This window comes from Chromobacterium sp. INPA-IVC (assembly GCF_059047085.1).
The window spans coordinates 35,272-59,066 of the sequence record NZ_JBTNLS010000004.1 but is presented as its reverse complement, the minus strand read 5'-3'; the positions used below and the strand labels follow the sequence as shown (position 1 = coordinate 59,066).

At 65.7% G+C, this 23,795-nt stretch carries 24 protein-coding genes and 3 tRNA genes; 14 read left to right on the top strand and 13 right to left on the bottom strand.

Translation table 11 applies throughout. The annotated features are described in order from the left end of the window. Positions 1-215: 215 nt before the first annotated feature. Positions 216-725: an O-acetyl-ADP-ribose deacetylase gene (locus ACX17K_RS07890; RefSeq protein WP_493774382.1), complete on the top strand. Its 510-nt coding sequence runs from the start codon at positions 216-218 to the stop codon at positions 723-725. Here the strand turns inward: ACX17K_RS07890 and ACX17K_RS07885 are convergent. Further along, a complete protein-coding gene (locus ACX17K_RS07885; RefSeq protein ID WP_021478996.1) occupies positions 718-1,587 on the bottom strand; it encodes an ion transporter in 870 nt (289 codons plus the stop codon). The two genes, ACX17K_RS07890 and ACX17K_RS07885, sit on opposite strands and share 8 nt — an antisense overlap. A gap of 241 nt (positions 1,588-1,828) precedes the next feature. Here ACX17K_RS07885 and cysK point away from each other — a divergent pair, with 241 nt between their 5' ends. The 5 genes from cysK (at position 1,829) to ACX17K_RS07860 (ending at position 5,407) form a co-directional block, all read left to right on the top strand. Then, positions 1,829-2,761 (top strand): cysteine synthase A, encoded by a 933-nt coding sequence (gene cysK, locus ACX17K_RS07880; protein WP_231162731.1) that lies wholly within the window; start codon positions 1,829-1,831, stop codon positions 2,759-2,761. A 79-nt stretch (positions 2,762-2,840) separates the two neighbouring features. Beyond that, positions 2,841-3,314, top strand: coding sequence for a hypothetical protein (locus ACX17K_RS07875; RefSeq protein ID WP_493774381.1), 474 nt, complete (start codon positions 2,841-2,843; stop codon positions 3,312-3,314). Continuing rightward, complete coding sequence (locus ACX17K_RS07870) at positions 3,314-3,721, top strand: YchJ family protein (RefSeq protein ID WP_493774380.1); 408 nt, start codon at positions 3,314-3,316, stop codon at positions 3,719-3,721. Before ACX17K_RS07875 ends, ACX17K_RS07870 begins: the two co-directional genes overlap by 1 nt. A 94-nt stretch (positions 3,722-3,815) precedes the next feature. Continuing rightward, on the top strand, positions 3,816-4,847 hold the full coding sequence (locus tag ACX17K_RS07865; RefSeq protein WP_493774379.1) for a histone deacetylase family protein: 1,032 nt from the start codon (positions 3,816-3,818) through the stop codon (positions 4,845-4,847). A gap of 245 nt (positions 4,848-5,092) precedes the next feature. Next, complete coding sequence (locus tag ACX17K_RS07860) at positions 5,093-5,407, top strand: hypothetical protein (protein ID WP_493774378.1); 315 nt, start codon at positions 5,093-5,095, stop codon at positions 5,405-5,407. A 62-nt stretch (positions 5,408-5,469) separates the two neighbouring features. On the opposite strand, the gene ACX17K_RS07855 is transcribed toward ACX17K_RS07860, so the two are convergent. Both ACX17K_RS07855 and dcd read right to left on the bottom strand, forming a co-directional pair. Further along, positions 5,470-5,946, bottom strand: coding sequence for a glutathione peroxidase (locus tag ACX17K_RS07855; RefSeq protein WP_493774377.1), 477 nt, complete (start codon positions 5,944-5,946; stop codon positions 5,470-5,472). 271 nt (positions 5,947-6,217) lie between these two features. Continuing rightward, on the bottom strand, positions 6,218-6,790 hold the full coding sequence (gene dcd, locus ACX17K_RS07850) for a dCTP deaminase (RefSeq protein ID WP_493774376.1): 573 nt from the start codon (positions 6,788-6,790) through the stop codon (positions 6,218-6,220). Between the two features lie 226 nt (positions 6,791-7,016). On the opposite strand from dcd, the gene ACX17K_RS07845 reads away from it, so the two are divergent. The 4 genes from ACX17K_RS07845 (at position 7,017) to ACX17K_RS07830 (ending at position 10,621) form a co-directional block, all read left to right on the top strand. After that, complete coding sequence (locus tag ACX17K_RS07845; RefSeq protein ID WP_070979531.1) at positions 7,017-7,247, top strand: FeoA family protein; 231 nt, start codon at positions 7,017-7,019, stop codon at positions 7,245-7,247. Then, a complete protein-coding gene (gene feoB, locus ACX17K_RS07840; RefSeq protein WP_493774375.1) occupies positions 7,244-9,013 on the top strand; it encodes a ferrous iron transport protein B in 1,770 nt (589 codons plus the stop codon). Before ACX17K_RS07845 ends, feoB begins: the two co-directional genes overlap by 4 nt. A gap of 47 nt (positions 9,014-9,060) precedes the next feature. Continuing rightward, positions 9,061-9,528, top strand: coding sequence for a bacterioferritin (gene bfr, locus ACX17K_RS07835; RefSeq protein ID WP_046158145.1), 468 nt, complete (start codon positions 9,061-9,063; stop codon positions 9,526-9,528). Positions 9,529-9,670: 142 nt separating this feature from the next. Further along, positions 9,671-10,621 (top strand): dihydroorotate oxidase, encoded by a 951-nt coding sequence (locus tag ACX17K_RS07830; RefSeq protein WP_493774374.1) that lies wholly within the window; start codon positions 9,671-9,673, stop codon positions 10,619-10,621. Positions 10,622-10,631: 10 nt separating this feature from the next. Here the strand turns inward: ACX17K_RS07830 and ACX17K_RS07825 are convergent, their stop codons facing one another. The 4 genes from ACX17K_RS07825 to ACX17K_RS07810 form a co-directional block, all read right to left on the bottom strand. Beyond that, on the bottom strand, positions 10,632-11,411 hold the full coding sequence (locus tag ACX17K_RS07825) for a DODA-type extradiol aromatic ring-opening family dioxygenase (RefSeq protein WP_493774373.1): 780 nt from the start codon (positions 11,409-11,411) through the stop codon (positions 10,632-10,634). A 108-nt stretch (positions 11,412-11,519) separates the two neighbouring features. Next, on the bottom strand, positions 11,520-11,696 hold the full coding sequence (locus tag ACX17K_RS07820; protein WP_493774372.1) for a hypothetical protein: 177 nt from the start codon (positions 11,694-11,696) through the stop codon (positions 11,520-11,522). A gap of 111 nt (positions 11,697-11,807) precedes the next feature. Further along, complete coding sequence (locus ACX17K_RS07815; RefSeq protein ID WP_493774371.1) at positions 11,808-13,253, bottom strand: catalase; 1,446 nt, start codon at positions 13,251-13,253, stop codon at positions 11,808-11,810. A gap of 269 nt (positions 13,254-13,522) precedes the next feature. Beyond that, positions 13,523-14,518: a recombination-associated protein RdgC gene (locus ACX17K_RS07810; RefSeq protein WP_347371203.1), complete on the bottom strand. Its 996-nt coding sequence runs from the start codon at positions 14,516-14,518 to the stop codon at positions 13,523-13,525. Positions 14,519-14,614: 96 nt separating this feature from the next. On the opposite strand from ACX17K_RS07810, the gene ACX17K_RS07805 reads away from it, so the two are divergent. The 3 genes from ACX17K_RS07805 to ACX17K_RS07795 all read left to right on the top strand — a co-directional run bounded on the left by ACX17K_RS07805 (position 14,615) and on the right by ACX17K_RS07795 (position 14,983). Then, positions 14,615-14,691: transfer RNA gene (locus tag ACX17K_RS07805), tRNA-Pro, on the top strand. A 77-nt stretch (positions 14,692-14,768) separates the two neighbouring features. Next, a tRNA-Pro gene (locus ACX17K_RS07800) sits at positions 14,769-14,845 on the top strand. Positions 14,846-14,907: 62 nt separating this feature from the next. After that, positions 14,908-14,983 (top strand) — tRNA-Thr (locus ACX17K_RS07795). A 148-nt stretch (positions 14,984-15,131) separates the two neighbouring features. Here the strand turns inward: ACX17K_RS07795 and ACX17K_RS07790 are convergent. From ACX17K_RS07790 to ACX17K_RS07765, 6 genes are read right to left on the bottom strand one after another with little or no spacing between them, the layout of a single operon-like run. Further along, positions 15,132-16,532 (bottom strand): amidase, encoded by a 1,401-nt coding sequence (locus tag ACX17K_RS07790; RefSeq protein ID WP_493774370.1) that lies wholly within the window; start codon positions 16,530-16,532, stop codon positions 15,132-15,134. Between the two features lie 8 nt (positions 16,533-16,540). Continuing rightward, complete coding sequence (locus ACX17K_RS07785; RefSeq protein WP_493774369.1) at positions 16,541-17,869, bottom strand: aspartate aminotransferase family protein; 1,329 nt, start codon at positions 17,867-17,869, stop codon at positions 16,541-16,543. Continuing rightward, the gene (locus ACX17K_RS07780; protein ID WP_493774368.1) at positions 17,850-18,995 is read right to left on the bottom strand and encodes an aminotransferase class III-fold pyridoxal phosphate-dependent enzyme; all 1,146 of its coding nucleotides are present in this window, start codon (positions 18,993-18,995) and stop codon (positions 17,850-17,852) included. The genes ACX17K_RS07785 and ACX17K_RS07780 overlap by 20 nt, the downstream gene beginning before the upstream one ends. A gap of 10 nt (positions 18,996-19,005) precedes the next feature. Then, positions 19,006-19,890: a TauD/TfdA family dioxygenase gene (locus tag ACX17K_RS07775; RefSeq protein WP_493774367.1), complete on the bottom strand. Its 885-nt coding sequence runs from the start codon at positions 19,888-19,890 to the stop codon at positions 19,006-19,008. Beyond that, positions 19,862-21,448 (bottom strand): AMP-binding protein, encoded by a 1,587-nt coding sequence (locus tag ACX17K_RS07770; protein WP_493774366.1) that lies wholly within the window; start codon positions 21,446-21,448, stop codon positions 19,862-19,864. Before ACX17K_RS07770 ends, ACX17K_RS07775 begins: the two co-directional genes overlap by 29 nt. Continuing rightward, entirely contained in the window at positions 21,445-22,059 is a 615-nt protein-coding gene (locus tag ACX17K_RS07765; RefSeq protein ID WP_493774365.1) for a thermostable hemolysin, read from the bottom strand. The genes ACX17K_RS07770 and ACX17K_RS07765 overlap by 4 nt, the downstream gene beginning before the upstream one ends. Before the next feature lie 532 nt (positions 22,060-22,591). Here ACX17K_RS07765 and ACX17K_RS07760 point away from each other — a divergent pair. Further along, on the top strand, positions 22,592-23,791 hold the full coding sequence (locus tag ACX17K_RS07760) for a cyanate transporter (RefSeq protein WP_493774364.1): 1,200 nt from the start codon (positions 22,592-22,594) through the stop codon (positions 23,789-23,791). Positions 23,792-23,795 lie beyond the last annotated feature (4 nt).

Genomic DNA, 23,795 nt, shown 5'->3' with positions numbered 1-23,795 from the left:
CGGGCGGAGCGATTAGGATTGCCAATGGCATGTTGCGTCAGCGCCGCAGCCAGAGTAAACGCTTGCTATTTGGCGGAGGCGATTTGTCTCTGTTGTGTCGAATAAATGACAATAGCGTGAATTGAAACCCGCCATTGCGGCAGCGGCCATGATACCACCCGGAGGCTTTATAGCGGCCGGAGATCGGGCGCGGGCTGCGAGGCGAAGGAGACGATATGGAAGATTTGCTGCGATGTGTTCAGGGCGACATCACCGGCATGGAGGTGGACGCCATCGTCAATGCGGCCAACAACAGCCTGCTGGGCGGCGGCGGGGTGGACGGCGCGATTCATCAGGCGGCGGGCCCAGGCCTGCTGGCAGCCTGCCGTTTGCTCGGAGGCTGCCCGACCGGAGAGGCGAGGCTGACCGATGGCTATCTGCTGCCCGCCCGCTACGTGATCCACACCGTGGGGCCGGTATGGCAGGGCGGGGGAGAGGGCGAGCCGGAATTGCTGGCGGCTTGCTACCGCAACAGCCTGGAGCTGGCCGCGCGCCATGGCGTGGCCAGCATCGCGTTTCCGGCGATCAGCTGCGGCGTTTACGGCTATCCGCTGGAGGCCGCCTGCGGTCTGGCGGCCGGCGCGCTGAGGGCCTGGCTGTCCAGCCGGCCCCATGGCCTGCGCGAGGTGAGGCTGGTGGCTTTCGACACCCGCGCGCTGGACGCTTACCGGCGGGCGCTTAGCTGACCTCGCCCTTGGCCGGGCGCGGCAGCTGGCCGCCGCAGTGCTTGCAGTGGCGGGCGTCCCAGTCGTGCCCCTCGCTGAAGCAATGCGGGCACAGCCGGGTGGCGGAGCGGTTTTCGGAAGGCTCGGGCGGCGAACTGCGGGCGATCTCGGCGCTGACGATGCCGGTCGGCACCGCGATGATGCCGTAGCCGGTGATCATCACCAGGCTGGCCAGCGCCTGTCCCAGCGGCGTTTTCGGCGTGATGTCGCCGAAGCCGACGGTGGTCAGCGTGACGATGGCCCAGTAGATGCTGATCGGGATGCTGGTGAAGCCGTGCTCGGGGCCTTCTATCACATACATCAGCGTGCCCAGCACGATCACCAGCAGCACCACGGTCACCAGGAACACGGTGATCTTGCGCTGGCTGGCCATCAGCGCCTTACGCAGCTGGGCCGCCTCGCCCAGGTGGCGGCTGAGCTTGAGGATGCGGAACATCCTCAGCAGGCGCAGGATGCGCACGTCGGCGAGGAAGCGGCTTTCCGGGATGAACAGGCCGAGGTAGAGCGGCAGGATGGACAGCAGGTCGATGATGCCGAAGAAGCTCTTCACATACCGCATCGGCTTGTGCACGCAGATCAGCCGCAGCGCGTACTCGATGGTGAACAGCAGGGTGAACAGCCAGTCCAGCACGGTCAGCAGCGTGCCGTAGCGCTGGCGTATCGACGACACGCTTTCCAGCATCACGCAGGCGACGGAGAGCAGGATGGCGGCGATCAGCGCCATGTCGAAAATGCGCCCGGCGCGGGTGTCGGCCTCGTAGATGACGATGTACAGTTTGCGGCGCCAGCCGGACAGCGGAATCAGGGTTTCCTGGGTGGGCATATGAACCTTGCCTGTGTTTGCATTGACTATAACAAAGCGGTTTGAGTCCGCCGGCGTTTTCTCCGCAGCGGCGGCTGGCCTGTTTCCAGGCTGGCCGCAGGCGGTCGGCGGCGGGTTAGAGAGGGTAGCCGGAGTTTGGTTTGCTGGATATAAGCAAACAATATTAGGTCGCCCGCATCGTATTGATTATGATGCCGTGGAATATCGGCATCGTCATTTTAGCAGGATGAGGAATAAGATCATGCGCATCGCCAATACCATCACCGACCTGATCGGCAACACCCCGCTGGTCAAGCTCAACCGCGTCACCGAGGGCGTTGGCGCCACGGTGGTCGCCAAGTTGGAATTCTTCAATCCGGCGCACAGCGTCAAGGACCGCATCGCGGTGGCGATGCTGGACGCGGCGGAGGCGGCCGGCAAGATCGGCCCCAACACCGTCATCGTCGAGCCGACCTCGGGCAACACCGGCATCGGCCTGGCGATGGTGTGCGCGGCGCGCGGCTACAAGCTGGCGATCACCATGCCGGAGTCGATGAGCAAGGAGCGCCGCCAGTTGCTGAAAGCCTACGGCGCCGAGCTGATCCTGACGCCGGGGCCGGACGGCATGGGCGGGGCCATCGCCAAGGCGAAGGCGCTGGTCGACGAATTCCCCGACACCTATTTCATGCCGCAGCAGTTCGAGAACCCGGCCAATCCGGAAATCCACCGCCATACCACCGCCGAGGAAGTGTGGAACGACACCGACGGCAAGGTGGACATCTTCGTGGCCGGCGTGGGCACCGGCGGCACCATCACCGGGGTCGGCGAAGTGCTGAAGGCGCGCAAGCCCGGCGTGCAGATCGTCGCGGTGGAGCCGGACGCGTCGCCGGTGCTCTCCGGCGGTCCCAAGGGTCCGCACCCGATCCAGGGCATAGGCGCCGGTTTCGTGCCGGGCATTCTCAATACCGGCATCTACGACGAAATCATCCGCGTCAAGAACGAGGACGCGCTGCAGACCGCGCGCGAAGTGGCCACCAAGGAAGGCATTCTGGTCGGCATTTCCTCCGGCGCGGCGGTGTGGTCGGCGCTGCAACTGGCCAAACGGCCGGAAAACGCCGGCAAGCTGATCGTGGTGGTGATCCCGTCCTTCGGCGAGCGCTACCTGTCCACCGTGTTGTTCGAGCACCTGGGCTGAGCGGCCAGCCCCGCGCGCAATCGATCGCAATACGTTTGCCGTTGACGGCGCGCGGGCAGGGCGGGCTACAATGGCCGCCATGAAAAGACAGCTCATCGCTTTCTCCCTGCTGGGCTCGCTGACCGCTTGCAGCGCGCTGCAGCAGTTGGGCGTGCCCATCCATTCCGGCTCCGGCGCCTCGTCCCGGCCGGCGCAATCGGCCCAGCCGCGCGCGTCCGGCAAGGTGGACCAGTTGCTGGCCGAAGCCAACCGGCTGGCCGACAAGGTCAAGTCGGGCGAGCTGACCCGCACCGCGGCGGCCGACCAGCTAGGCGCCGCCCGGCTGCGCATCGCCGGCGGCAATCCGGTCGACAACGACAACTTCGCCGTCTACCGCCAGCTGACGGTGGAGCGCGACGCCGGCCGCATCGACTCCGACGCCTTCCGCGCCAAGCTGGAAGCGCATCTGCGCGAGTGGATGCGGCGCTGGCCCAAATACTCGCCCAAGCCGGCCGATCCGGCGTTCTCCAATTTCCTGCTCAAGCTGTACGGCCTGCCGCCTCTGGGTTACTGATGAAGTCGAAGAAACACGCGAACGCCGCCTGCCCCTGCGGCGGCGGCGAACTGGCGGCCTGCTGCGGCCGCTACCTTGGTCCGGACGCGCCGCCGGCCCCGACCGCGCAGGCCTTGATGCGCTCGCGCTACAGCGCCTACGCGCTAGGGCTGGAGGCTTACCTGCTGGCCACCTGGCATTCGTCCACCCGGCCGGAGGCGCTGCATCTGGATGAGGATGCCGGCGTGGTGAAGTGGATAGGCCTGGAGGTGAAGCGCTGCGAAGCCGGACTGGAGGCGGACGGGGAGGGCGTGGTGGAGTTCGTCGCCCGCTGCAAGGTGGGCGGCAAGGCCGAGCGCATGCATGAGACCAGCCGTTTCCTGCGCGAAGACGGCCGCTGGTACTACGTGTCCGGCCTGGTGGTCTGAGCGGCGCTTGTCCTGGCGCAAGTTCGCGCCCATCAATGTTTGACCACGCGGCGCCATGGCGGGAGCATAAGGCATTCCTCTGCGGGAAAACGCCATGCTCACCGTCTATTCCGATTCCCACCGCCTGCAGCACGGCCAGTCCGAGCTGATCGACGGCACCCTCAAACCCTGTTTCGAAACCCCGTCGCGCGCCGATATGGTGCTGGCCGCCGTCCGCGAGCGCGAGCTGGGCGACATCATCCATCCGCGCCGCCACGGCCTGGACCCCATCCTGCGCGTGCACGACGCCGACTACGCGCGCTTTCTGGAAACCGCCTGGCAGCGCTGGAGCGATATGGGCCGCGACTATGACGCACTGCCCAAGATGTGGCAGGTCCGCCGTCTGAGGGAGGCTGTTCCCGATCACGTGGAGGGCCAGCTCTGCTATTACTCTATGGATTGCGGCACGCCGATCACCGCCGGCACCTGGGCGGCGGCGACCGCGGCCGCCGACACCGCGCTGACCGGAGCCGACAGGTTGATCGGCGGCGAGCGGGCTGTGTTCGCGTTGACCCGGCCGCCCGGCCATCACGCCGCCTTCGACTATTGCGGCGGCTACTGCTTTCTCAACAACGCCGCCATCGCCGCCCAGGCGCTGCGCGACCGGGGCATGCATAGGGTGGCGGTGCTGGATGTCGACTACCACCACGGCAACGGCACTCAGGACATCTTCTACCGCCGCGCCGACGTGCTGTTCCTGTCGATACACGGCGATCCGCGCACCGAGTACCCGTTCTTCCTCGGCTTCGCGGATGAGAAGGGCGAAGGCGAGGGGCTGGGCTACAACTTCAACTTCCCGCTGCCTGCCGGTTCTTGCGTCAGCACCTGGTTCGTGGCGCTGGATTGCGCGCTGGATCAGATCGCCCGCTTCGGCGCCGAGGCGCTGGTGGTGTCGCTGGGGGTGGACACCTACCGCGGCGATCCGATCTCGCGCTTCCAGCTCGATTCTGCCGATTTCGTCACACTGGGCGCGCGGCTGGCGGGACTGAAACTGCCGACGCTGTTCTGCCTGGAGGGCGGCTACGCGGTAGGCCCGATCGGGACCAATGTGGTCAATGTGCTGGCCGGTTTCGAGGCACGCGGCTGAGTTTTTTGCCGGGCTTTGGCCTATGCTCAAAGAGTCTTTCGCTGCCTGGAGGCGGGCGCCTCCGGCGCTTGAATCGCGTGTTAGGTGACGTCGGACGACCTGATGTGGCGCGTTGCCAGGGCGCGCCGGCGACGGCTGGATGACGGGGATGTCTAGGCCCCGAGGAATGAAACGACTGGGCCCGGCTGGCGGCCGGCGGGCGCGGGGAGGCACAGGCCGCAGGGGTCGGGCAGGACCCGGCGAAGATGAACGAGAGAGCAGGGGAGGACAGAATGGGACTGGCCTTGAAAACCTTGTTGGCGGATCTGGAGGCCCAGCGCGCGGCTTGCCCGGAAGCGGCGGCCGAGATGGAGCTGACAGTGGTGCGCAGGCTGGAGGTGCCGTTGGATATCACCGCGTGCCGCGAATTGAGGGTGCTGGCCCATGTGTTCAACGGCGATCAGTCCGAGCTGGCCGCGGCGGTATTGCGCGCGGCGCTGATGGATATCCAGGAACATCTGGACGACGATCTGGACTTGTTGGCGGCGGTCGCCAAACGCAACATCGATTCATGCGCATAGGCGGGGAGACCCGCAGCGCCGCCATGCAGGCGGCAACGGAGCCGGGCAGCGCCCGGCTCTTTTCATTGCAGCAGCGCCTCGATCCGGGCGGCCAGTTTTTCCGGCCGGGTGAACGGGGCGAAACGCGCCACCACCCGTCCCTGGCGGTCCACCAGAAATTTGCTGAAATTCCAGCGCACCGGCCGGCCTAGCAGGCCGCGCCTCTGCTGTTTCAGGTATTGCCACAGCGGGTGGGCGCGGGCGCCGTTGACGTCTATCTTGTCGGCCATCTCGAAGTCCACGCCGTAGTTCTTCTGGCAAAAGGCGCCGATCTCGGCCGCGGCGGCAGGCTCCTGTTCGCCGAACTGGTTGCAGGGAAAGCCTATCACCGTCAGGCCCTGCTCGCCGAAGCGGCGGTGCAGCGTCTCCAGGCCGGCGTATTGGGGGGTGAAGCCGCAGCGGCTGGCGGTGTTGACCAGCAGCAGCACGCGGCCGCGGTAGTCGGCCATCGCCTGTTCGCCGCCGTCCAGGCGGCGGAAGGTGAAGTCGTAGATGTTCATGGATGACGTGGGGGAGAACAAAAAACGATGATGGCTTCGGCGCGGCGGGCTGGCAAGCGGACGGGGCATAAAAAGGGGGCGCAGCGGCAAGGGGGAACCGCGACGCCCCAAGAAGAAACAGCTTGCTGTGCAAAGGGTCGGCACAACCGGGATGTCAGCTAACCCTTTGTTTAGCCTAGAACAGATGCCGGAAATTGCGAGCGGCTTTTGCGCGCGGCGCAAACAAAAAGGATGGCCGAAGCCATCCTTTTCTCGCGTGCGCTTCCGCTGGTCAGGGGCGCGGCAGCGTGACGCCAACCTGGCCCTGGTATTTGCCGGCGCGGTCCTTGTAGGACACGTCGCAGACTTCGTCCGACTCGAAGAACAGCACCTGGGCCACGCCCTCGTTGGCGTAGATTTTGGCCGGCAGCGGCGTGGTGTTGGAGAACTCCAGCGTCACGTAGCCTTCCCATTCCGGCTCGAACGGGGTGACGTTGACGATGATGCCGCAGCGGGCGTAGGTGGATTTGCCCAGGCAGACGGTCAGCACGCTGCGCGGAATGCGGAAGTATTCCACCGTGCGCGCCAGCGCGAAGCTGTTGGGCGGAATGATGCAGTAGCCCTTGCCCGACACTTCGACGAAGGAGTTGGGGTCGAAGTTTTTCGGGTCGACGATGGTGCTGTTGATGTTGGTGAATACCTTGAATTCGTCGGCGCAGCGGATATCGTAGCCGTAGCTGGAGGTGCCGTAGGAGATCAGCTTCTGGCCGTCGGCGGCCATTTTCACCTGGTTGGACTCGAACGGCACGATCATGTCGTGCTCGTCCGCCATCCGGCGTATCCACTTGTCCGATTTGATGCTCATGGTCGTAGGCCCGTTAGTGTCGATGTGTGCGATGCCCGCGATTTTACCCGCTTCGCGCCATGTCGGGTGGCTGAAATCCGCGGGGCGGAAGCGCCGGGGCGTTGCGCGAAGGGGAGGCAGGCTTGACCGAGGTCAAGCGCCAGGCGGATTGCGGCAATATGCCGCAGGCCGGCGGGAGGGGCTTCGATATACTAATGCAAACTATTCGCATTATCTGGGAATTGCTATGCAGTCATTGGATGGCTTTCCGGCCGGCGCCTGCGGCGTCGTGGACCGGTTGGACCTGAGCGACGAGGCGTTTCGCCGCGTGGCCGCCTTCGGCTTGGTGCCGGGCAGCCGTTTTCATCTGCGCCGCGCCGCGCCCTGGGGCGGCCCGCTGCTGCTGGAGGTGGGCGCCACCCGCTTTCTGCTGCGCCGCAGCCTGGCCCGCCATATTCAGGTGAGGGCGGCGGCATGAAGCGTTTCGCGCTGATAGGCTTGCCCAATACCGGCAAGTCCACCTTGTTCAACAGGCTAACCGGCATGTCGCAGCGGGTCGGCAACTGGCCGGGGCTGACCGTGGAGCTGATCAGCTCACGGCTGCTGCTGGGCGGCAAGATGGTGGAGCTGATCGACCTGCCCGGCGTCAACGACCTCACCGGCTATACCGACGACGAGGCGGTGGTGCGCGATGTGCTGCTGTCCACGCCGTTCGACGGCGCGGTGCTGGTGCTCAACGCCAGCCAGTTGGACCGCCAATTGCCTTTGGCGCTGCAGGTGATCGCCAGCGGCCTGCCTTGTCTGGTGGCGCTGAATATGGCCGACGAGGCCAGGCTGTTGGGCATTTCCGTGGATGTGGAGGCGTTGGCCGCAAGGCTGGGCGCGCCGGTGGCGCTGGTGTCGGCCAAACGGATGGAGGGCTGGCCCAGGCTGAACGAAGAGTTGAATCGACTGGCGGCCAGGCCCGGACCGGCTGTTCACGCGCAGCTGGAGAGCGTGCCGGAGTCGCAACAGGCGATAGACCAGGCTCGCCGCCAGCTGGACGGCTGCTGGCGGCTGCCGCCGGTGCTGCCGACGCTGCTCTCCGAGAAGGTGGACCGCTGGCTGCTGCATCCGTGGCTGGGCCTGCCATTGTTCTTCGCCTTCATGGCGCTGCTGTTCAATCTCACCTACCAGATCGGCACGCCGTTGCAGGACGCGGTGAGCGGGCTGCTCGACTGGGTGAAGGACGGCGCGCTGGCGCCGGCGATCGTGTCCTTGCCCGCCATCCTGCAAAGCCTGCTGCTGGACGGCGTGTGGCAGGGCGTGGCTACGGTGCTGACTTTCGCGCCGATATTGTTCGTGTTCTTCGTGCTGATGGCGATGGTGGAGGACAGCGGCTATCTGGCGCGCGCCGCCTTTCTCACCGACGCGATGATGGCCAAGCTGGGGCTGGACGGCCGCGGTTTCGTGATGCAGCTGATGGGCTTCGGCTGCAATGTGCCGGCCATCATGGGCACCCGGGTGATGCGCGAGCGCAGCCAGCGTTTGCTGACCATGCTGGTGATTCCGTTTTCGCTGTGCTCGGCGCGGCTGCAGGTGGTGGTGTTCTTCGCCGGCATCCTGTTCAGCAAGAGCCAGGCGCCGTGGGTGGTGTCCGGCCTGTATTTGATGACCTTCGTCGCCGCCATCGTCACCGCCTGGGTGTTCAAGCATCGCTACCGCGGCGACGAGGCTTTTCTTCTGGAAGTGCCGCCGTACCGGCTGCCGGGCGCGCGCCACATGCTGACGCGGGCTGCGGGCGAGGTGAGCGCCTTTCTGCGGCTGGCCTCCACCTTCATCCTGGCCGGCGTGGTGATGGTCTGGCTGCTGACCCACATCCCGGCCGGCGACGGCAAGACCCTGGCTTACGCGCTGGGCGCGGCGCTGTCGCCGGTGCTGGACCCGATAGGCATACGCGCCGAGCTGGCGGTGGCGCTGCTGTTCGGCTTCATCGCCAAGGAAATCCTGCTGGGCAGCCTGGCGGTGATCTACGGCGTGTCCGAGGCCGGCCTGGGCGGGGTGCTGGTTCAGCATCTGGATTGGGTGTCGGCGATGAGCTTCCTGATTTTCACGCTGGTGTACGTGCCCTGCCTGTCCACGGTGGCGGCGATGCACCGCGAATCGAAAAGCTGGCGCTTCGCCGCGATGTCGGTCGGCTGGTCGGTGCTGCTGGCTTGGTCGCTGTCTTTCGTTTTCTACCAGGGCGTGCATCTGCTGCGCTGAACGCCTAGAATGACGGTTTGCATGACCCGGAACCACAGGATAAAAACATGAAGGGCGATCCCAAGACCATAGCGCTGCTCAACGACCTCCTGGCCGAAGAGCTGTCCGCCGCAGACCAGTACTTCATCCATGCCGAGATGTACAAGGACATGGGGCTGAACAAGCTGTTCGAGCGCATCGACCACGAGCGCGAGGACGAACTGGAGCACGCGCGCACGCTGATCGCCCGCACCTTGTTCCTGCAGGGCCGCCCCGACGTTGCCCGCCGCGTGCCGATCAAGGTGGGCGAAGACGTGCCGGCGATGCTGAAGGCCGATCTGGAAGTGGAATACCGCGTCGGCGCGCTGTTGAAGGAAGTGATCGCCCACAGCGAAAGCGTGCGCGACTACGTGACGCGCGACGGCTTGATGGTGCTGCTGGAAGAAACCGAAAACGACCACGCGCACTGGCTGGAGCAGCAACTGAAGCTGATCGAGCTGATGGGCGTGGAAAACTACCAGCAGGCGCAGATGTAAGCGCTGATCGCCATCGATGAAATGCCCGGCCGCAAGCCGGGCATTTTCTTTGCCGCGCGAGGAGGCCTTGACCCTGCTCAGCATCGCCGCCGGCATTTTTCCGCACAATCAAGGACATTCCACTTTCAGCCGAAAGCTTCAAATGTCCGATGACCACGCGATCGACCTGTCCGTCACCTGGCTGGGCCAGACCATGCCGGGTTGCCTGTACAACGCCTCCGGCGTCTGGTGCCGCGAGGAGGATGAGCTGGAGGCGGTGCTCGCTTCCGCCACCGCCGCGGTGATCACCAAGAGCGCCACGCTGGCGCCGCGCGACGGCAACCCCGAGCCGCGCTATTGCCGGACGCCCCTGGGCAGCATCAATTCGATGGGTCTGCCCAACCGCGGCTTCGACTACTACCTGGATTACGCGCGCTGCTATCGCTACGGCAGCGGCAAACCGCTGTTCCTGTCCTTGTCCGGCCTGTCGCTGGACGACAATTGCGAAATGCTGAGGCGTCTGGCCGAGGAGGGCTTGCCGGCGGTGCCGGAAGTCAATCTGTCCTGCCCCAATGTGCCGGGCAAGCCGCAGCTGGGCTACGACTTCGCCGCGACGGCCGAGGCGCTGGTCGCTTTCGACGCCGCCTATTCCGGCCTGTACGGCGTCAAGCTGCCGCCTTACTTCGATCCCGCCCATTTCGCCGCGATGGCGGAGATACTGAACCGCCACCCGCGGCTGGCCTTCGTCACCTGCATCAATTCGATAGGCAACGGCTTGGTGGTGGACATCGACAGCGAGGTGGTGGTCATCAAGCCCAAGGACGGCCTGGGCGGGCTGGGCGGCGATTACGTGCTGCCGACCGCGCTGGCCAATGTGCGGGAGTTTTCCCGGCGGCTGCCGGGCAAGGATGTGGTTGGCTGCGGCGGCGTGAAGAGCGGCCGCGAAGCTTTCATGCACATCCTGGCCGGCGCGCGCGCGGTGCAGGTGGGCACCTGCCTGTACCAGGAGGGGCCGGGCGCCTTCTCCCGCATCGCCGGCGAGCTGGCGATGCTGATGCGGGTCAAGGGCTATCGCAGCCTGGACGCGTTCCGCGGCAGGCTGCGCACCCTGTAGGCGGTTTTCCTCAATCGAAGCGCCAGCAGGCCATCGACAGCGAGCCCATCCGCCAGTCGTCGTGCAGCTTGACCGGCACCGCGTCGTCGTCCGACGCGCCCAGCGCCACCAATAGCGGCTGGAAGTGCTCGTCGCTGGGGTGGTTCTCGTTCGGGTAGGGCGCGCGCTGTTGCCAGCGGACGATGTCGTCGCGGCGGTTTTCCCGCAGCGCCTGGTCCATCCAGTCGGCGAAGCCCGCCGCCCAGGGCGCGCGTTCGCTGCCTTCCGGGCTCAGCTCCCATAGATTATGGGTGTAGCTGCCGCTGCCCATCAGCAGCACGTTTTCGTCGCGCAGCGGCTTGAGCGCCTGGCCCAGCGCGTAGTGCTCGGCGGCGCCGGCCTTGTGGTGCAGCGAGATCATCACCAGCGGGATGTCGGCCTGGGGGAACATCAGCAGCAGCGGCGTCCACATGCCGTGGTCCAGCGGCCGCTCGGCGGTGGCGGCCACCGGCAGGCCGGCTTGGTCCAGCAGGCCGACCACGCGCTCGGCCAGCGCTGTGTCGGTGGCGGCAGGGTAGCGCAGCGTGCGCAGCACCGGGGGGAAGCCGCCGAAGTCGTACATCGTATCGGGCCGGGGCTGCAGATTGACGGTGAGGGCGCGCGTCTCCCAGTGGGCGGATACGATGACGATGGCGCGCGGGCGCGGCCAGTCGCGGCCCAGTTGTTCCAGGAAATGGCGGGTGGGGCTGTCTTCTATCGGCAGCGTCGGCGCGCCGTGGGAAATGAACAGCGAGGGTTGTCGGGTTGTCATGATCTGTTGCCTGCAATGAGGGTATGGCAACAGCTTACGCCGGCATGGCGGTTAAAAAAACGCTGGTTTTCTCACTTAATTGTTTACTTTGGTTCAATAAATCTCGGCTCAACGCGCGGCCGACGCCGCCACGGGGCGCGGCGCGGGGGTTACGCCGTGTTGCAGCCACAGCAGGCAGCCGGCGCAGAAGATGGCCAGACCCAGCCAACGCCGCCAGCGGCGGCGCGGCGCAGAGGCAGGTTTGTTGGCCTTGTGGCGGGATGGGAAGGGGCTGACGGTTTGCATGGCGGCTCTCACGTGAATGGCTTTCCATAATAATGATAATGATTATCATTTAAATCAAGAGGGAAGAAAAAGCCGGCGGAGCTTTCGCCCGGCCGGCCGTTCAGCTCAGCGTCAGATCTTCAGGCCGAGCGCCTTGGCCACGCCGGCGCCGTAGGCGGGATCGGCCTTGGCGCAGTTGGCGATGTGGCGGCGCTTGATCGCCTCGTCGACGCCGCCCATCGCGCGGGCGGTGTTGTCGAACAGCACTTGTTGCTGGGCCGGCGTCATCAGCCGGAACAGCGCGCCGGGCTGGCTGTAGTAGTCGTCATCGTCTGCGCGGAAGTCGTAGTGGTAGGCGTTGCCTTGCAGCGCCAGCGGCGGCTCGTCGAACGCCGGCTGCTGCTGCCACTTGCCCTGGCTGTTCGGCTCGTAGCCGATGGTCGCGCCGGCATTGCTGTCCACCCGCATCGAGCCGTCGCGGTGATAGCTGTTGTGGAAGGGGCAGCGCGGCGCGTTGACCGGGATCAGGTGGTGGTTGACGCCCAGCCGGTAGCGCTCGGCGTCGCCGTAGGCGAACAAGCGGCCTTGCAGCATGCGGTCGGGCGAGAAGCTGATGCCCGGCACCACGTTGGCCGGGTTGAACGCGGCCTGCTCCACGTCGGCGAAGTAGTTCTGCGAATTGCGGTTCAGTTCCAGCACGCCCACTTCGATCAGCGGGTAGGCCTTGTGCGACCACACCTTGGTCAGGTCGAAGGGATTGAAGGGACAAGCGTCGGCCTGGGCTTCGGTCATCACCTGGATGTACATGGTCCAGCGCGGGAAATCGCCGCGGTCTATGCTCTCCAGCAGATCGCGCTGCGCGCTTTCTCGATCCTGGCCTACCAGCTTTTCGGCCTCGGCGTCGCTCAGGTTCTGGATGCCCTGCTGGGTGTGGAAGTGGAATTTGACCCAGTGGCGCTCGCCCTTGGCGCTGATCAGGCTGAAGGTGTGGCTGCCGAAGCCGTGCATGTGGCGGTAGCTGGACGGAATGCCGCGGTCGCTCATCACGATGGTGACCTGGTGCAGCGCTTCCGGCAGCAGCGTCCAGAAATCCCAGTTGGCGTTGGCGTCGCGCATATTGGTGTACGGATTGCGTTTCACCGCGCGGTTGAGGTCGGGAAATTTCAGCGGATCGCGCAGGAAGAATACCGGCGTGTTGTTGCCCACCAGGTCCCAGTTGCCTTCCTCGGTGTAGAACTTGACGGCGAAGCCGCGGATGTCGCGCTCGGCGTCGGCCGCGCCGCGCTCGCCGGCCACGGTAGAGAAGCGCAGGAACAGGTCGGTTTTCTTGCCGATCTGGGAGAACAGCGCGGCGCGGGTATAGCGGCTGATGTCATGGGTGACGGTGAAGGTGCCGAAGGCGCCGGAACCCTTGGCGTGCATCCGGCGTTCCGGAATCACTTCGCGGTCGAAGTGGGCCAGTTTCTCCAGATACCAGACGTCTTGCAGCAGCATCGGACCGCGCGGGCCGGCGGTCTGCACGTTCTGGTTGTCGACAACCGGGGCGCCGGCGGCGGTAGTGAGGTTGTGCTTGCTCATCCTGCTTTCTCCTTGAGTGGGGCGAATCGACGGAAGGGAACTCATTGCAGCCAGGCGAAGCCGGACCACATTTCCAGCAAGGTTTGATGCCAGTTTTGTTTCATGACTCTCTCCCGATAGTTGACGCTCGCAGTATCCGCAAGTTTGATAGTTTTGTTAAATCAATTATTTTAAGTTGATAGTTAGTTTTTCTTAATGACGGAAAATGGGCCGCGCGCGGGCGCAAAAAAACCCGGCGGGGCCGGGTTGTTCGCGGGTGGAATGAGGGATCAGTCCCAGGGCACGTCGACGGCGCTGCCCGCGTCGGACGAGGCCGATTGCGGAGCTTGCGTCTGCGTCGGCGCGGGGGCCGCCGGCTGCGCCTGGCTGTCTTCCACGCCGCCCAGCGCCTCCACCAGCGCTTCCACCAGTTCGCCCAGTTCTTCGCTCATCAGGATGAAGGTGGCCTCGAACAGGCTTTCGCGGTCGTCGCCGGCCTGGCTGGCCTCGTCCTGCAGCATGTCCAGGAACTGGATGCGCTTCAGTTGCAGGGTGTCGGTCAGCTGGAAGCGGATTTTCTCGTTCCAGATCAGGCCCAGCTTGGTGGCCTGCTTGCCGGTGGCGATGTGCTGGCGGATCTCGTCGCTGGTCAGGTCGATGCGGCTGCAGCGCACCACCGCGCCGTTTTCGCTGCCGTCCTTCAGTTCGCAGTCGGCGTCCAGCTCGAAGCCGCCCGGCGCTTCGCCAGCGGCCAGCCAGTCGGTCATCGCGGTGTGCGGCGCGATCTGGGTGCGCGGCAGCGCGGCGGGGAAGGGCGGCAGCGCCTCGCGCAGCTTGGAGACCAGCGCCTCGGCCTTGCTGGACGAGCCGGAGTCCACCATCAGCCAGCCACGGGCGATGTCCAGGTAGGCGCTGGTGCGGCCGCTGCGCACGAAGGCGCGCGGCAGCAGGTCGTCGGTGATCTGCTCCTTCAGCGCCAGCTTTTCCTTGCGGCCGACCTTGCGCAGCTCCTTGTCTTCGATCTCCTGCACCTTCATTTCGACGAAGTCGCGGATCACCGAAGCCGGCAAAACCTTGTCCTCGCGGCGCATGGAAACCATCAGGCTGCCGCGTGCGGCGTAGACCGGCGCTTCCAGGTGTCCGGCGGGCGGAACCCAGCCTTCGCTGAACCAATCCAGGCCCATGCAGGGTTGAAACGGACGTTTTTCCAATGCCTGCAACAGCTTATCGGCGTCCACCAGGCTTTCGCCGCTCAAACGATAAAAAGATAGTTGCCTAAACCACATATTTGTTCCATAATGCGCGTCCTCTGAAGCCGCTGATTGTACCGCAGCAAGCGATGCAGCAGCAGTTTTTCAGACAAGCAGTTTGTAAGCGGTCGTCGGAGTGTAGCTTAGCCTGGTAGAGCGCTACGTTCGGGACGTAGAGGCCGGAGGTTCGAATCCTCTCACTCCGACCAGTTAACAAATTGCTTGTCAGAAAATGAAGTCTGAGGTAAAGTAGCTTCCCTCGACGCAAGTCGAAAAGCAGCAAAATCGGAGTGTAGCTTAGCCTGGTAGAGCGCTACGTTCGGGACGTAGAGGCCGGAGGTTCGAATCCTCTCACTCCGACCAGAATTCAAAAAAGCCTTGATTTTCAAATTCAGAGAATCAGGGCTTTTTTTACAGATTGGTTCGCCGGTATAGCTCAGTTGGTAGAGCAGCGCATTCGTAATGCGAAGGTCGGGGGTTCGACTCCTCTTACCGGCACCATAAAGATCAAGGGCTTAGTCGCAAGACTAAGCCCTTTCTTTATTGCCCGCTTTTTTGCCCAAATATAAACAGGGCCCATTTTGAATCGCCGGATATTGGATCTGGAATTCAAAACGGGCCCGTTGTTTTATTGGCGGGAATGATTTGCCTAAACCGGATGCCAGGCCGGCAGCAATCGCTCCAGGTGCGCGGCCGCGGCCAGCAGCTGGTGTTCGTCCCAATGGCGGCCCACCAGTTGCAGCCCGATCGGCATGCCGCTGTCCGGGCAGCGGCCGGCCGGAATCACCGCGGCCGGCGAGCCGCTGAGGCTGAACGGGAACACGTAGCGGTAGGCGCCCGGCTCGCGCAGCGATTCGCCGTGACGGAAGGCGACGTCCGGATAGACCGGGCAGATCAGCACGTCGATGTCGCGGAACATCATGGCCAGCCGGTGGCGGACCGTGTCCCGCATCACCAGCGCCGCGCGCAGCTCGTCCACGCTCATTTCCAGTTCGGCGCTCCACTCCAGCAACTGGGCGATGGGCGCGGAGAACGCGGTCTTGCCCATCCGGCCGAACAACTGCGTCCAGCCGCGGCCGCCGTCGCCGCCCAGCACCAGCACTTTCCATAAAACATCGAAAGCCTCGTCCATCATCGGCGGGACGACTTCCGTCACCGACGCGGCGGCGCCGTCCAGCAGCGCCGCCGCATGCCGCAGCAGCGCGCCGGTGGCCGGGGAGGGGCGGGCGGGCCCCGTGTTTTCCTGCCAGATGCCGATGCGCAGCGAGGACAGCGGTTGTTCGCGGTAGTCGCGGAACGGCGCGGGCACGGTGTCCGGGTCCTGCCCGTCAGGGCCGCTGATCAGCTGGCCCAGCAGCGCGATGTCGTCGACGCCGCGCCCCATCACCGCGAACGAGGAGCTGAGGTGGAACAGGCCGGAGCGGTCGTGCGGGAACTGGCCGGTCAGCGGCGCGCGCCACTGCGTCAGCTTGAGCCCGCACACGCCGTTGAAGTGGGCGGGCACGCGCACGCTGCCGCAGGCATCGGACGCCAGACCGCCGGGGCTCATGCCGGAAGCGATGGCCGAGGCCTCGCCGCCGCTGCTGCCGCCGGCCGAGCGCTCGGGATCGTGCGGATTGAGCGTGCGGCCGTACAGCAGATTGTCGGTGTCGAAGGCCATGCACATTTCCGGCACATTGCTGAGGCCGAGGGCGACGGCGCCGGCGTCGAACAATCGCTGGACCACGGTGGCGTTGCGCTCGCTGGCCGCGCCGTGGAGCTCGCGCACGCCGCGGCTGGGATGGAAGCCGCGGACGTGGCAGGCATCCTTCAGGCTCAGCGGCACGCCGTGCAGCGGCCCCAGAAGGCGGCCGCGCCGCAGCGCGGCGTCGGCGGCGTCGGCTTTAGCCCGCAGGCGCTCAGGCGGCGTTTGCTCGATGATGGCGTTCAGCCGCGGATTGCGCTCGGCGATGCGCGCCAGGTAGTGCTCGGCCAGGTCGCGGCTGGCCAGGCGGCCGCGCCGCTGCAGGTCCGCCATCTCCCGCAGGCTCAGGGCGTCGATATCGTGCATGGGCATCCTCACATCTTGCGCAGCAGCGCGTTGGGCAGGCGGTACATGGAGCGGGTGACGCGGCGCATCACCGAGATCTTCCATGCCGGCAGCGCGGCCACGGCTTCCAGCGCCTCGCGGGTGCGCTTCAGCGCCTCGTCTATGGTGTCGGCGCTGACGCTTAGCGGCGGGTAGTAGCGCAGCACCGGGCGTTCGGCGCGCTCGTTCATCGAGTGGCCGGTGTGCACGTTGCGTTTGCCCAGCTCCATCGACAGCAGCGATTCGTACACCGCGCCCTTCAGCCGCAGGCCGGTCATCAGGCCGATGCCGGGCACGTCCTCGATGATGCCGGGGAAGCGGCGGGCCAGTTGCATCAGGCCCTGGCGCAGCTGCTGGCCGCGCTCCACCGACGCCTGCAGCAGGTTTTCCTCCTCGATCACGTCTAGCGCGGCCAGCGCGGCGGCGCAGGCGAAGGGGTGGCCGCCGCAGCTGTCGTGGTCGTCCGCCGGGGCGGGCAGCCGCTCCAGCGTTTGCTTGCGGTACATCGCGCAGGCGATGGACGCGTAGCCGCCGGTCAGTCCCTTGGACAGGATCAGGATGTCGGGCTCGATGTTGGCGTATTCCACCGCGAACATCTTTCCGCAGCGGCCGAAGGCGGTCTGGATTTCGTCGGCCACCAGCAGGGTGTCGGTGCGGTCGCACAGCGCGCGGATGTCCTCCATATAGCCCAGCGGCGGCATGCGCAGGTGGGCGCCGCCCAGTATCGGCTCCAGGTAGACCGCGCAGGCACCGTCGCCGACGGCCTCGCGCATCGCGGCCATGTCGCCGTAGGGCACGATGACCACGTCGGCCGACAGCTTGCCGAAGCTGGCCTCGTGCTGGCGCTGGCCGAGTATGCTCATCGCCGCCAGCGTCTTGCCGTGATAGGCGCCGGCGGTGATGACGATGCGCCGGCGCGGCGCGTTGGCGGCCAGCGCGTAGCGCAGCGAATGCTCCACCGCCTCGGCGCCGGACAGCATGTAGCGGACGTCGCCCCAGTCGCCGGGCGCCAGCGCTTTCAGGCGTTCGGTCAGCTCCTGCTGCACCGGGTGCGCCGCGCCGCGCGGCGTCCAGGCCAGCTGAGCCAGCTGGGCGTCGACCCGGCGCTGCACGGCGGGGTGGCGGTGGCCGACGATGAAGACGCCGTAGCTGCAGGCGAAGTCCAGGTAGCGGCGGCCGGTATGGTCGCGCACCTCGCAGCCGGAGGCTTCCGCTTCCACCTGGCTGCCGGCGATCCGGTACAGCTTGGCGGCGGACGCGCCCCAGTGTTTTTCGCAGTCGTCCAGCAATTGCCGGCGGTCAATGGCGGCGGTGGTCATCGAATGTCCTCCTGATGATGTCGAGAGCGGCGTCCAGCGCCTGGGGGCGGGTGGCGGCCGAGGGGTGCAGGGTGAGCGTGCGGCCGCGCGGCGGGCGGGTCAGCACGCCGGCGGCCAGCAGCCGGTCGGGCAGTCCGGCGGCGTCAAGTCCGTCCGGCAGGCGCAGGTTGGCGATGCCGCCGACCACGCCGGACACGTACTCCGGCAGCGCGCCGGCGATCTGTTTGCCCAGCGCCTGGAAGCGTTCAGGGGTCTTGTGCCGCGCGGCGTGCTCCAGCGCCGCCAGCGCGGCGGTGCAGGACAGCGGATTGCCGCCGGTGGTGCTGCCGTGCTTGGCGGGGGAGCTGCAGCCGTACACCTGATAGGCGCGCTCCGCCGAGGTGAAGTAGCAGCCTATCGGCACCGCGCCGCCGCCCAATGCGCCGCCCAGCACCAAAATGTCGGGCGCCACGCCGGAGAGTTCGTGGCCGAACATCGCCCCGGCGGCGCCCAGGCATGTTTCGCTGGCCTGGCAGATCAGGGGCACGCCGGCCGATCGGGCCAGCGCGGCGATGGCGAGCAGGCGTTCCGGCGGCAGGACGGCCAGCGAGCCGTCGCTCTGGCGGACCAGCGGCGAGTAGCACAGCGCATAGCACTGGGACAGCTCGGCGATTGACGGCAGCGCGCCGTCGCGCTCCACCGTCAGCGTCTCCAGCCCCAGGAAGCGGCGCAGCTGGCCGTAGCCTTCCGGCTCCTCCAGGCAGCGGCCGTAACTGAGCGAGCCGAATTCGCTGCCGCGGATGTGGGCTAGCCGCCGCAGTTGCGGCCGCAGGCCCTTGCACAGTTTGAGCGCGCCTTCGAAGGCCTCGTCGCCGGAGCTGCAGACATAGGCGTTGGACAATGCGGGCGGCAGCATGCCGGCCAGTTCGCGGCACAGCGTGAGCAGCGGCGAGGACATCATCACCCGGTTGGAGAGGCCCATCACGGCGGCCTGCTCGCGGACCTTGCCGATGATGTCCGGCAGGCCGAAGCCCAGGCCGCCGCTGGCCAGGTCGATGATGCGGCGGCCGCCGGCGTCGGTCAGGATCGCTCCCTCCGCGCTCAGTATCTGCCCAAGTACGGCGGGCAGGGCGTCGCGTGCTGTCATGGCGTTCTCCTTACAGATAGCTGAGGGCGTTGAAGATCTTGCGTCGGGTGTCGATGATGGCGCGCCGGCCGTGCATCACGCGGCGGTTGTCTATCATCACGAAGTCGTTGTCGTCCCAGTTGACTGGGATGGTGGCGGCGTCGCTGACGCGGATGATCTCGTCCATCATCGAGGCCGGAATCGGCAGGCCGCTGGCCGCCACCGTGATGCGCGGCTTCTCGTAGTTGTACGAGGGGCCGAGGATGCTGTTGGCGAAGGCCGGCTGGCGGCTGATGGCGGAGACCAGGACCGCGGACACCGTGAAGTCGTAGCCTATGGATTCGTCGGCGGGGTTGTAGGTGATCTGCGTGTTCGGATCGTCGCCGATGATGCGCTGCAGGTGTTCGAAGCTCACTTCGTCGAGGTGGTTGAGGCCTGCGGTGTAGTGCATCGTCAACCGCTTCCATTTGTCGGCCTGAACGTTGCGCGAGTAGCGGATTTCGTTCTGCAGGAAGAAGTCGCGGGTGCGGGACGACAGCTGTTCCAGCACCACCGCGCCGTCGCACACCGTGGTCTGCGAGCCTTTGCGCGGCGCTTCCTTGCAGTAGAACCAGGTCAGGTCCGGCCAGAACGGCGAGTTGCCGTTCTCGCAATGCAGGCCGACCGCGTCGGTGCCGGCGTCCACCAGCTGGGCGGCGCCGCCCTCCATGGCCCGGGCAGGGTCCAGGCTCAACCGCGAGCTGTGGCGTTTGACGAAGTCGCAGAACTCGTCGACGGTTTCCGCGCCGTGGCGGAACAGCAGCACGCCGGTTTCGGCCAGTTCGGACAGCAGCTCTTCGGTGTCCAGGCTGCGCATGTCGGCGGCGGCCAGGCGTTTGACGGTGGTTTCAGACTGCGACAAGACGGCCATGTTCATTGTGGTTTTCCTCGTTGGATGAAGGGGCGCCGCGGCGAGCGGCGTAAGCCTGGGCGATGTCTCCGCGCTGGGGGCGGCCGGTGACGGTGTAAAGCCGGCTTAGCAGCTCGCTGCCGCGGGGCAGCAGCCACAGCCGGGCGGGGCGCTCGATGTCGGACAGGTTGTCCGCCATCCAGCTCAGCCAGGGCGCGGCTTCGCGCGCCTCGGCGGTGTGCAGCAGGGCGACCAGCCCGTCTTCCTCGTCAAGGAAGACGACGGCGTCGTGGATGCCATCCAGCTGCCGCAATTCCAGCTCTACCTGCTCCGGGCTGACGTTGCGGCCGTTGGGCAGGCAGATCACGTTCTTCTTGCGGCCGCTGATGAACAGGTAGCCGTCGGCGTCCAGCTCGCCCAGATCGCCGGTGTCCAGCCAGCCGTCGGCGGTTTGCGCGCAGGCGCTCGGGTCTTCGCCGGAGTAGTGGCTGAACAGCGAGGCGCTGCGGATCTGGATGCCGCCGTCCGCGGCGATGCGTGCCTGGACGTGGGGCAGCGGACGGCCGACGCTGCCGGCGCGATTGGCCGCGCGGGTGTTGACGCTGACCACCGAGGCGTTCTCGCTGAGGCCGTAGCCCTGGAACACCTCCACGCCAAGGGCGGACAGCTTGGCCAGCACGTCGACGCTGACCGCCGCGCCGCCGCAGGTAATGTGCGGCGCGTCGCCGGCGGCCAGGTAGCCGGCCAGTTCGGCGTCTCCCTGCTCCAGCCGCGCCAGCAGGCGGTTGACCACCACCGGCGGCACGGTGCAGGCGCTGGGGCGGGTCTGGACCAGCCAGTCGATCATCTTGTCGGCATTGCCGCCGGGCTCGCCCAGCAATGGCACGCTCTCCGGCAGGAAGTGGACCGCGCCGCCGGACAGCAGCGGCAGATAGGCGGCGGTGATCTGTTCCAGCAACAGGCTCAGCGGCACCAGCGACAGATAGCGGCGATGGCACTCGGCCGGCAGCGCTTCGCCGAGGCTGGCCAGCGTGGCGGCGATGGCGTTTTCGGACAGGCAGACGCCCTTGGGGCGGCTGGTGGTGCCGGAGGTGTGGATGATCTTGCAGATCCAGCCGCCGTCCGGCGCGGCCAATCTAGCCTCGGCGGCTGCGCCAGGCGTCGGCGCCGACAGGTCCACGCGCAGCTTGCGTCCGGCCGTGGGGCGCAGCCCCCAGCGCTGCTCCAGGATGGTTTCGCCGGCTTCGTCCACCAGGAAGAAGTCGCACTTGGCGGCCAGGTGCTCGGCCTGGGCGCGGGTGAAGGCCTGGGGCAGGGGCAGGCTGGTGAGATTGGCGAACAGGCAGGCCAGATCGGCGATCAGCCAGTCGATGCTGTTGCGGATGACGATGCCGACGACCGGGCGCGATTCCGCGCGGCCGGCCGGCAATTCCGCCTGCAGCCGCGCGGCCAGGGCGTGGGCGGCATCAGCCAGCTCGCGGCGGCTGAGGCTGCGGCGGATGCCGCCGTCGGCGTAGTGATCGACGCAGGCGGTCTGTTCCGGCTGGCGCAGCAATTGTTGGTGCAGCTGACGGCTCAGGCTCACGACACGGTCTCCAGTTGGCTTGTGTGGTTGCTGCGGATGAAATCCATCGAAGTGGTCAGGCTGTGGAACAGCGCGCGGTGGTTGGCGACGTGGATCAGGCCGGTGATCGGGCGGTTTTCGTAGTAGCTGCCCCAGGCCCGCGCGCCGCCAGCCACTTTGGACGGATCGGCTTCGCAGACTGGTTCGAACACGATGTCGCAGGCTTTCAGCAGGCCGGCCACCTTGGGCGTGATGGTGCAGAGCAGCGCTTTGGCGCCCATGCACCATGCCAATAGCGGCACCAGTTTGATGATGCTGACCGACGCGTTTTTATCGTTGGAAATCAGATTGCCTATTTCAGCAATGTCGCTACGATAATATTCGCGCTGCCATATTTCACGGGTCAGCAATTCAATTGGTTTTTCCAGATATTGTTCTGAAAATAATGGTGCGCGTTCGGCGAATGTAATTCCCGCGCAAGCCAGGATATTCTGGTCATTGTCTATTGCGACAACGAAATTTTCAGGGTTCGGTTCAACTTGCGCTTCATAGGCGCTGTGATACTTCTTCTGCACGGCGCTTGCGGCAAGATTCCATAAAGCAGTTCCGTGCTTCGCAACTCGGATCTTCATCACATCTCCCGTAGGTTTGCCGAAAATCGACAGGGCTATGATGGATGGCTTGTGACATTGTCATGCTGTATTAATTCGATTCGCACATTTAAATTCTCGAATCTTTTAAATAGTTAGGTAATGCATGCAATATTCCATAATGTAAGTTTCTTGTAAAAATACCGGCTGGGCCGGTATTGGATCATGCGTGGATATTTCTAGTTTTTCATATTTCATTGCAAACTTGATTGGCGGACTGCCGGCGTGAGTGAAAGCTCGCCGCGTTTCGTCGTTCGGACAAGCCTTGCCTAGGCGAGAATGGCAATGGCTGCCGGGCGCGCTTCTGTATCAGGGCGATTCGGTGCTGGCGGGCGGCGCGCGGATGGATGGCAGTCATGGCTGCGGGCTGCGCGGCGGAAATGACGGCAGTGTATTCAGCAGCTTGGCGGGGAGTTTGCGAAAAAACCGATAGTCGATTCGAAACTTTGAATTGCATTTAATTGCCTGCAGCTATTCAATGCTTAAGTCATCTCGAAATGCATGGAGTTAGAACATGAACCAACCTTCCCGCGCGCCGCTGATCCTGGCGCTGGTGCTGGTCGGCCTGAATCTCAGGCCGTCGATGGCCGCCATCGGGCCGTTGCTGACCTCGATCCGCAACAGTATTCCCTTGAGCTACACATTGATTTCGCTGCTGACCATGCTGCCGGTGCTGGCGATGGGTTTCGCGATGTTCCGCGGCGCGCGGCTGGCGGCGCGCTGGGGCGAACACCGCGCCATCGCGGTTTCCTTGCTGGTGATCGGCTTGGCCAGCCTGGCCAGGCTGTATGCGTCGACGGCGCTCGACCTGATCCTGAGCGCGGTGGTGGCCGGGGCGGGCATCGCCGTGATCCAATCGGTGATGCCGGGCATCATCAAGAGCCGCTTTCCGGACGCGGTGGCGCTGCTGATGGGGGTGTATGTCACCGCCATCATGGGCGGCGCCGCGCTGTCCGCCTCGGCGTCGCCTTTCATCGGTGGCTGGCTGGGCGACTGGCAGCACGCGCTGGCCGCCTGGTCGGCGCTGGCAGCGGTGGCGCTGGCCGCGTGGTACGCGATCCGGGGCGAGATCGTGTCGTTCTCCGCGGCCGAGCAGGGCGCGGCTGCGCCGGCGGAATCGTTCTCCGGCCGTCCGAGGGCCTGGCTGCTGGGCATCTTCTTCGGCCTGGGCACCGCGTCTTATACCTGCGTGTTGGCCTGGCTGCCGCCGTTCTACGTGGAGCAGGGCTGGCAGGACACGCACGCCGGCTTGCTGCTGGCCTATCTGACCAGCATGGAGGTGGTGTCCGGCCTGGTGACGCCGGCGCTGGCCAGCCGCAGCCTGGACCGCCGCCCGGTGCTGCTGCTGGTGCTGGCTTCTGTGATCGCCGGCTTCTCCGGCCTGATCCTGGCGCCGACCGCCTATCCTATCGTCTGGGCCGGCCTGCTGGGCTTTGGCATCGGCGGCCTGTTCCCGATGAGCCTGATCGTGGCGATGGACCACATGGACGCACCGCGCCGCGCCGGCCAACTGACGGCTTTCGTGCAAGGGGTGGGCTATCTGATCGCCGCGCTGTCGCCGCTGATCGCCGGCTACATCAAGGACGTGTCCTCCAGCTTCACTCAGGCCTGGCTGCTGCTGGCGCTGGTGTCGGCAGGCATGGTTGCGATGGTGGCGCGGTTCCGCCCGGCCGAATATCCGCGGCACTTCGCGGTTCAGGCGGGGCGGCGCTGAGTCC

What these genes read in the sequence shown, in the direction of transcription:
- ACX17K_RS07890 (WP_493774382.1), top strand. Translation starts at nt 216, where the DNA reads ATGGAAGATTTGCTGCGATGTGTTCAGGGCGACATCACCGGCATGGAG.
- ACX17K_RS07885 (WP_021478996.1), bottom strand. Translation starts at nt 1,587, where the DNA reads ATGCCCACCCAGGAAACCCTGATTCCGCTGTCCGGCTGGCGCCGCAAA.
- cysK (WP_231162731.1), top strand. Translation starts at nt 1,829, where the DNA reads ATGCGCATCGCCAATACCATCACCGACCTGATCGGCAACACCCCGCTG.
- ACX17K_RS07875 (WP_493774381.1), top strand. Translation starts at nt 2,841, where the DNA reads ATGAAAAGACAGCTCATCGCTTTCTCCCTGCTGGGCTCGCTGACCGCT.
- ACX17K_RS07870 (WP_493774380.1), top strand. Translation starts at nt 3,314, where the DNA reads ATGAAGTCGAAGAAACACGCGAACGCCGCCTGCCCCTGCGGCGGCGGC.
- ACX17K_RS07865 (WP_493774379.1), top strand. Translation starts at nt 3,816, where the DNA reads ATGCTCACCGTCTATTCCGATTCCCACCGCCTGCAGCACGGCCAGTCC.
- ACX17K_RS07860 (WP_493774378.1), top strand. Translation starts at nt 5,093, where the DNA reads ATGAACGAGAGAGCAGGGGAGGACAGAATGGGACTGGCCTTGAAAACC.
- ACX17K_RS07855 (WP_493774377.1), bottom strand. Translation starts at nt 5,946, where the DNA reads ATGAACATCTACGACTTCACCTTCCGCCGCCTGGACGGCGGCGAACAG.
- dcd (WP_493774376.1), bottom strand. Translation starts at nt 6,790, where the DNA reads ATGAGCATCAAATCGGACAAGTGGATACGCCGGATGGCGGACGAGCAC.
- ACX17K_RS07845 (WP_070979531.1), top strand. Translation starts at nt 7,017, where the DNA reads ATGCAGTCATTGGATGGCTTTCCGGCCGGCGCCTGCGGCGTCGTGGAC.
- feoB (WP_493774375.1), top strand. Translation starts at nt 7,244, where the DNA reads ATGAAGCGTTTCGCGCTGATAGGCTTGCCCAATACCGGCAAGTCCACC.
- bfr (WP_046158145.1), top strand. Translation starts at nt 9,061, where the DNA reads ATGAAGGGCGATCCCAAGACCATAGCGCTGCTCAACGACCTCCTGGCC.
- ACX17K_RS07830 (WP_493774374.1), top strand. Translation starts at nt 9,671, where the DNA reads ATGTCCGATGACCACGCGATCGACCTGTCCGTCACCTGGCTGGGCCAG.
- ACX17K_RS07825 (WP_493774373.1), bottom strand. Translation starts at nt 11,411, where the DNA reads ATGACAACCCGACAACCCTCGCTGTTCATTTCCCACGGCGCGCCGACG.
- ACX17K_RS07820 (WP_493774372.1), bottom strand. Translation starts at nt 11,696, where the DNA reads ATGCAAACCGTCAGCCCCTTCCCATCCCGCCACAAGGCCAACAAACCT.
- ACX17K_RS07815 (WP_493774371.1), bottom strand. Translation starts at nt 13,253, where the DNA reads ATGAGCAAGCACAACCTCACTACCGCCGCCGGCGCCCCGGTTGTCGAC.
- ACX17K_RS07810 (WP_347371203.1), bottom strand. Translation starts at nt 14,518, where the DNA reads ATGTGGTTTAGGCAACTATCTTTTTATCGTTTGAGCGGCGAAAGCCTG.
- ACX17K_RS07790 (WP_493774370.1), bottom strand. Translation starts at nt 16,532, where the DNA reads ATGCACGATATCGACGCCCTGAGCCTGCGGGAGATGGCGGACCTGCAG.
- ACX17K_RS07785 (WP_493774369.1), bottom strand. Translation starts at nt 17,869, where the DNA reads ATGACCACCGCCGCCATTGACCGCCGGCAATTGCTGGACGACTGCGAA.
- ACX17K_RS07780 (WP_493774368.1), bottom strand. Translation starts at nt 18,995, where the DNA reads ATGACAGCACGCGACGCCCTGCCCGCCGTACTTGGGCAGATACTGAGC.
- ACX17K_RS07775 (WP_493774367.1), bottom strand. Translation starts at nt 19,890, where the DNA reads ATGAACATGGCCGTCTTGTCGCAGTCTGAAACCACCGTCAAACGCCTG.
- ACX17K_RS07765 (WP_493774365.1), bottom strand. Translation starts at nt 22,059, where the DNA reads ATGAAGATCCGAGTTGCGAAGCACGGAACTGCTTTATGGAATCTTGCC.
- ACX17K_RS07760 (WP_493774364.1), top strand. Translation starts at nt 22,592, where the DNA reads ATGAACCAACCTTCCCGCGCGCCGCTGATCCTGGCGCTGGTGCTGGTC.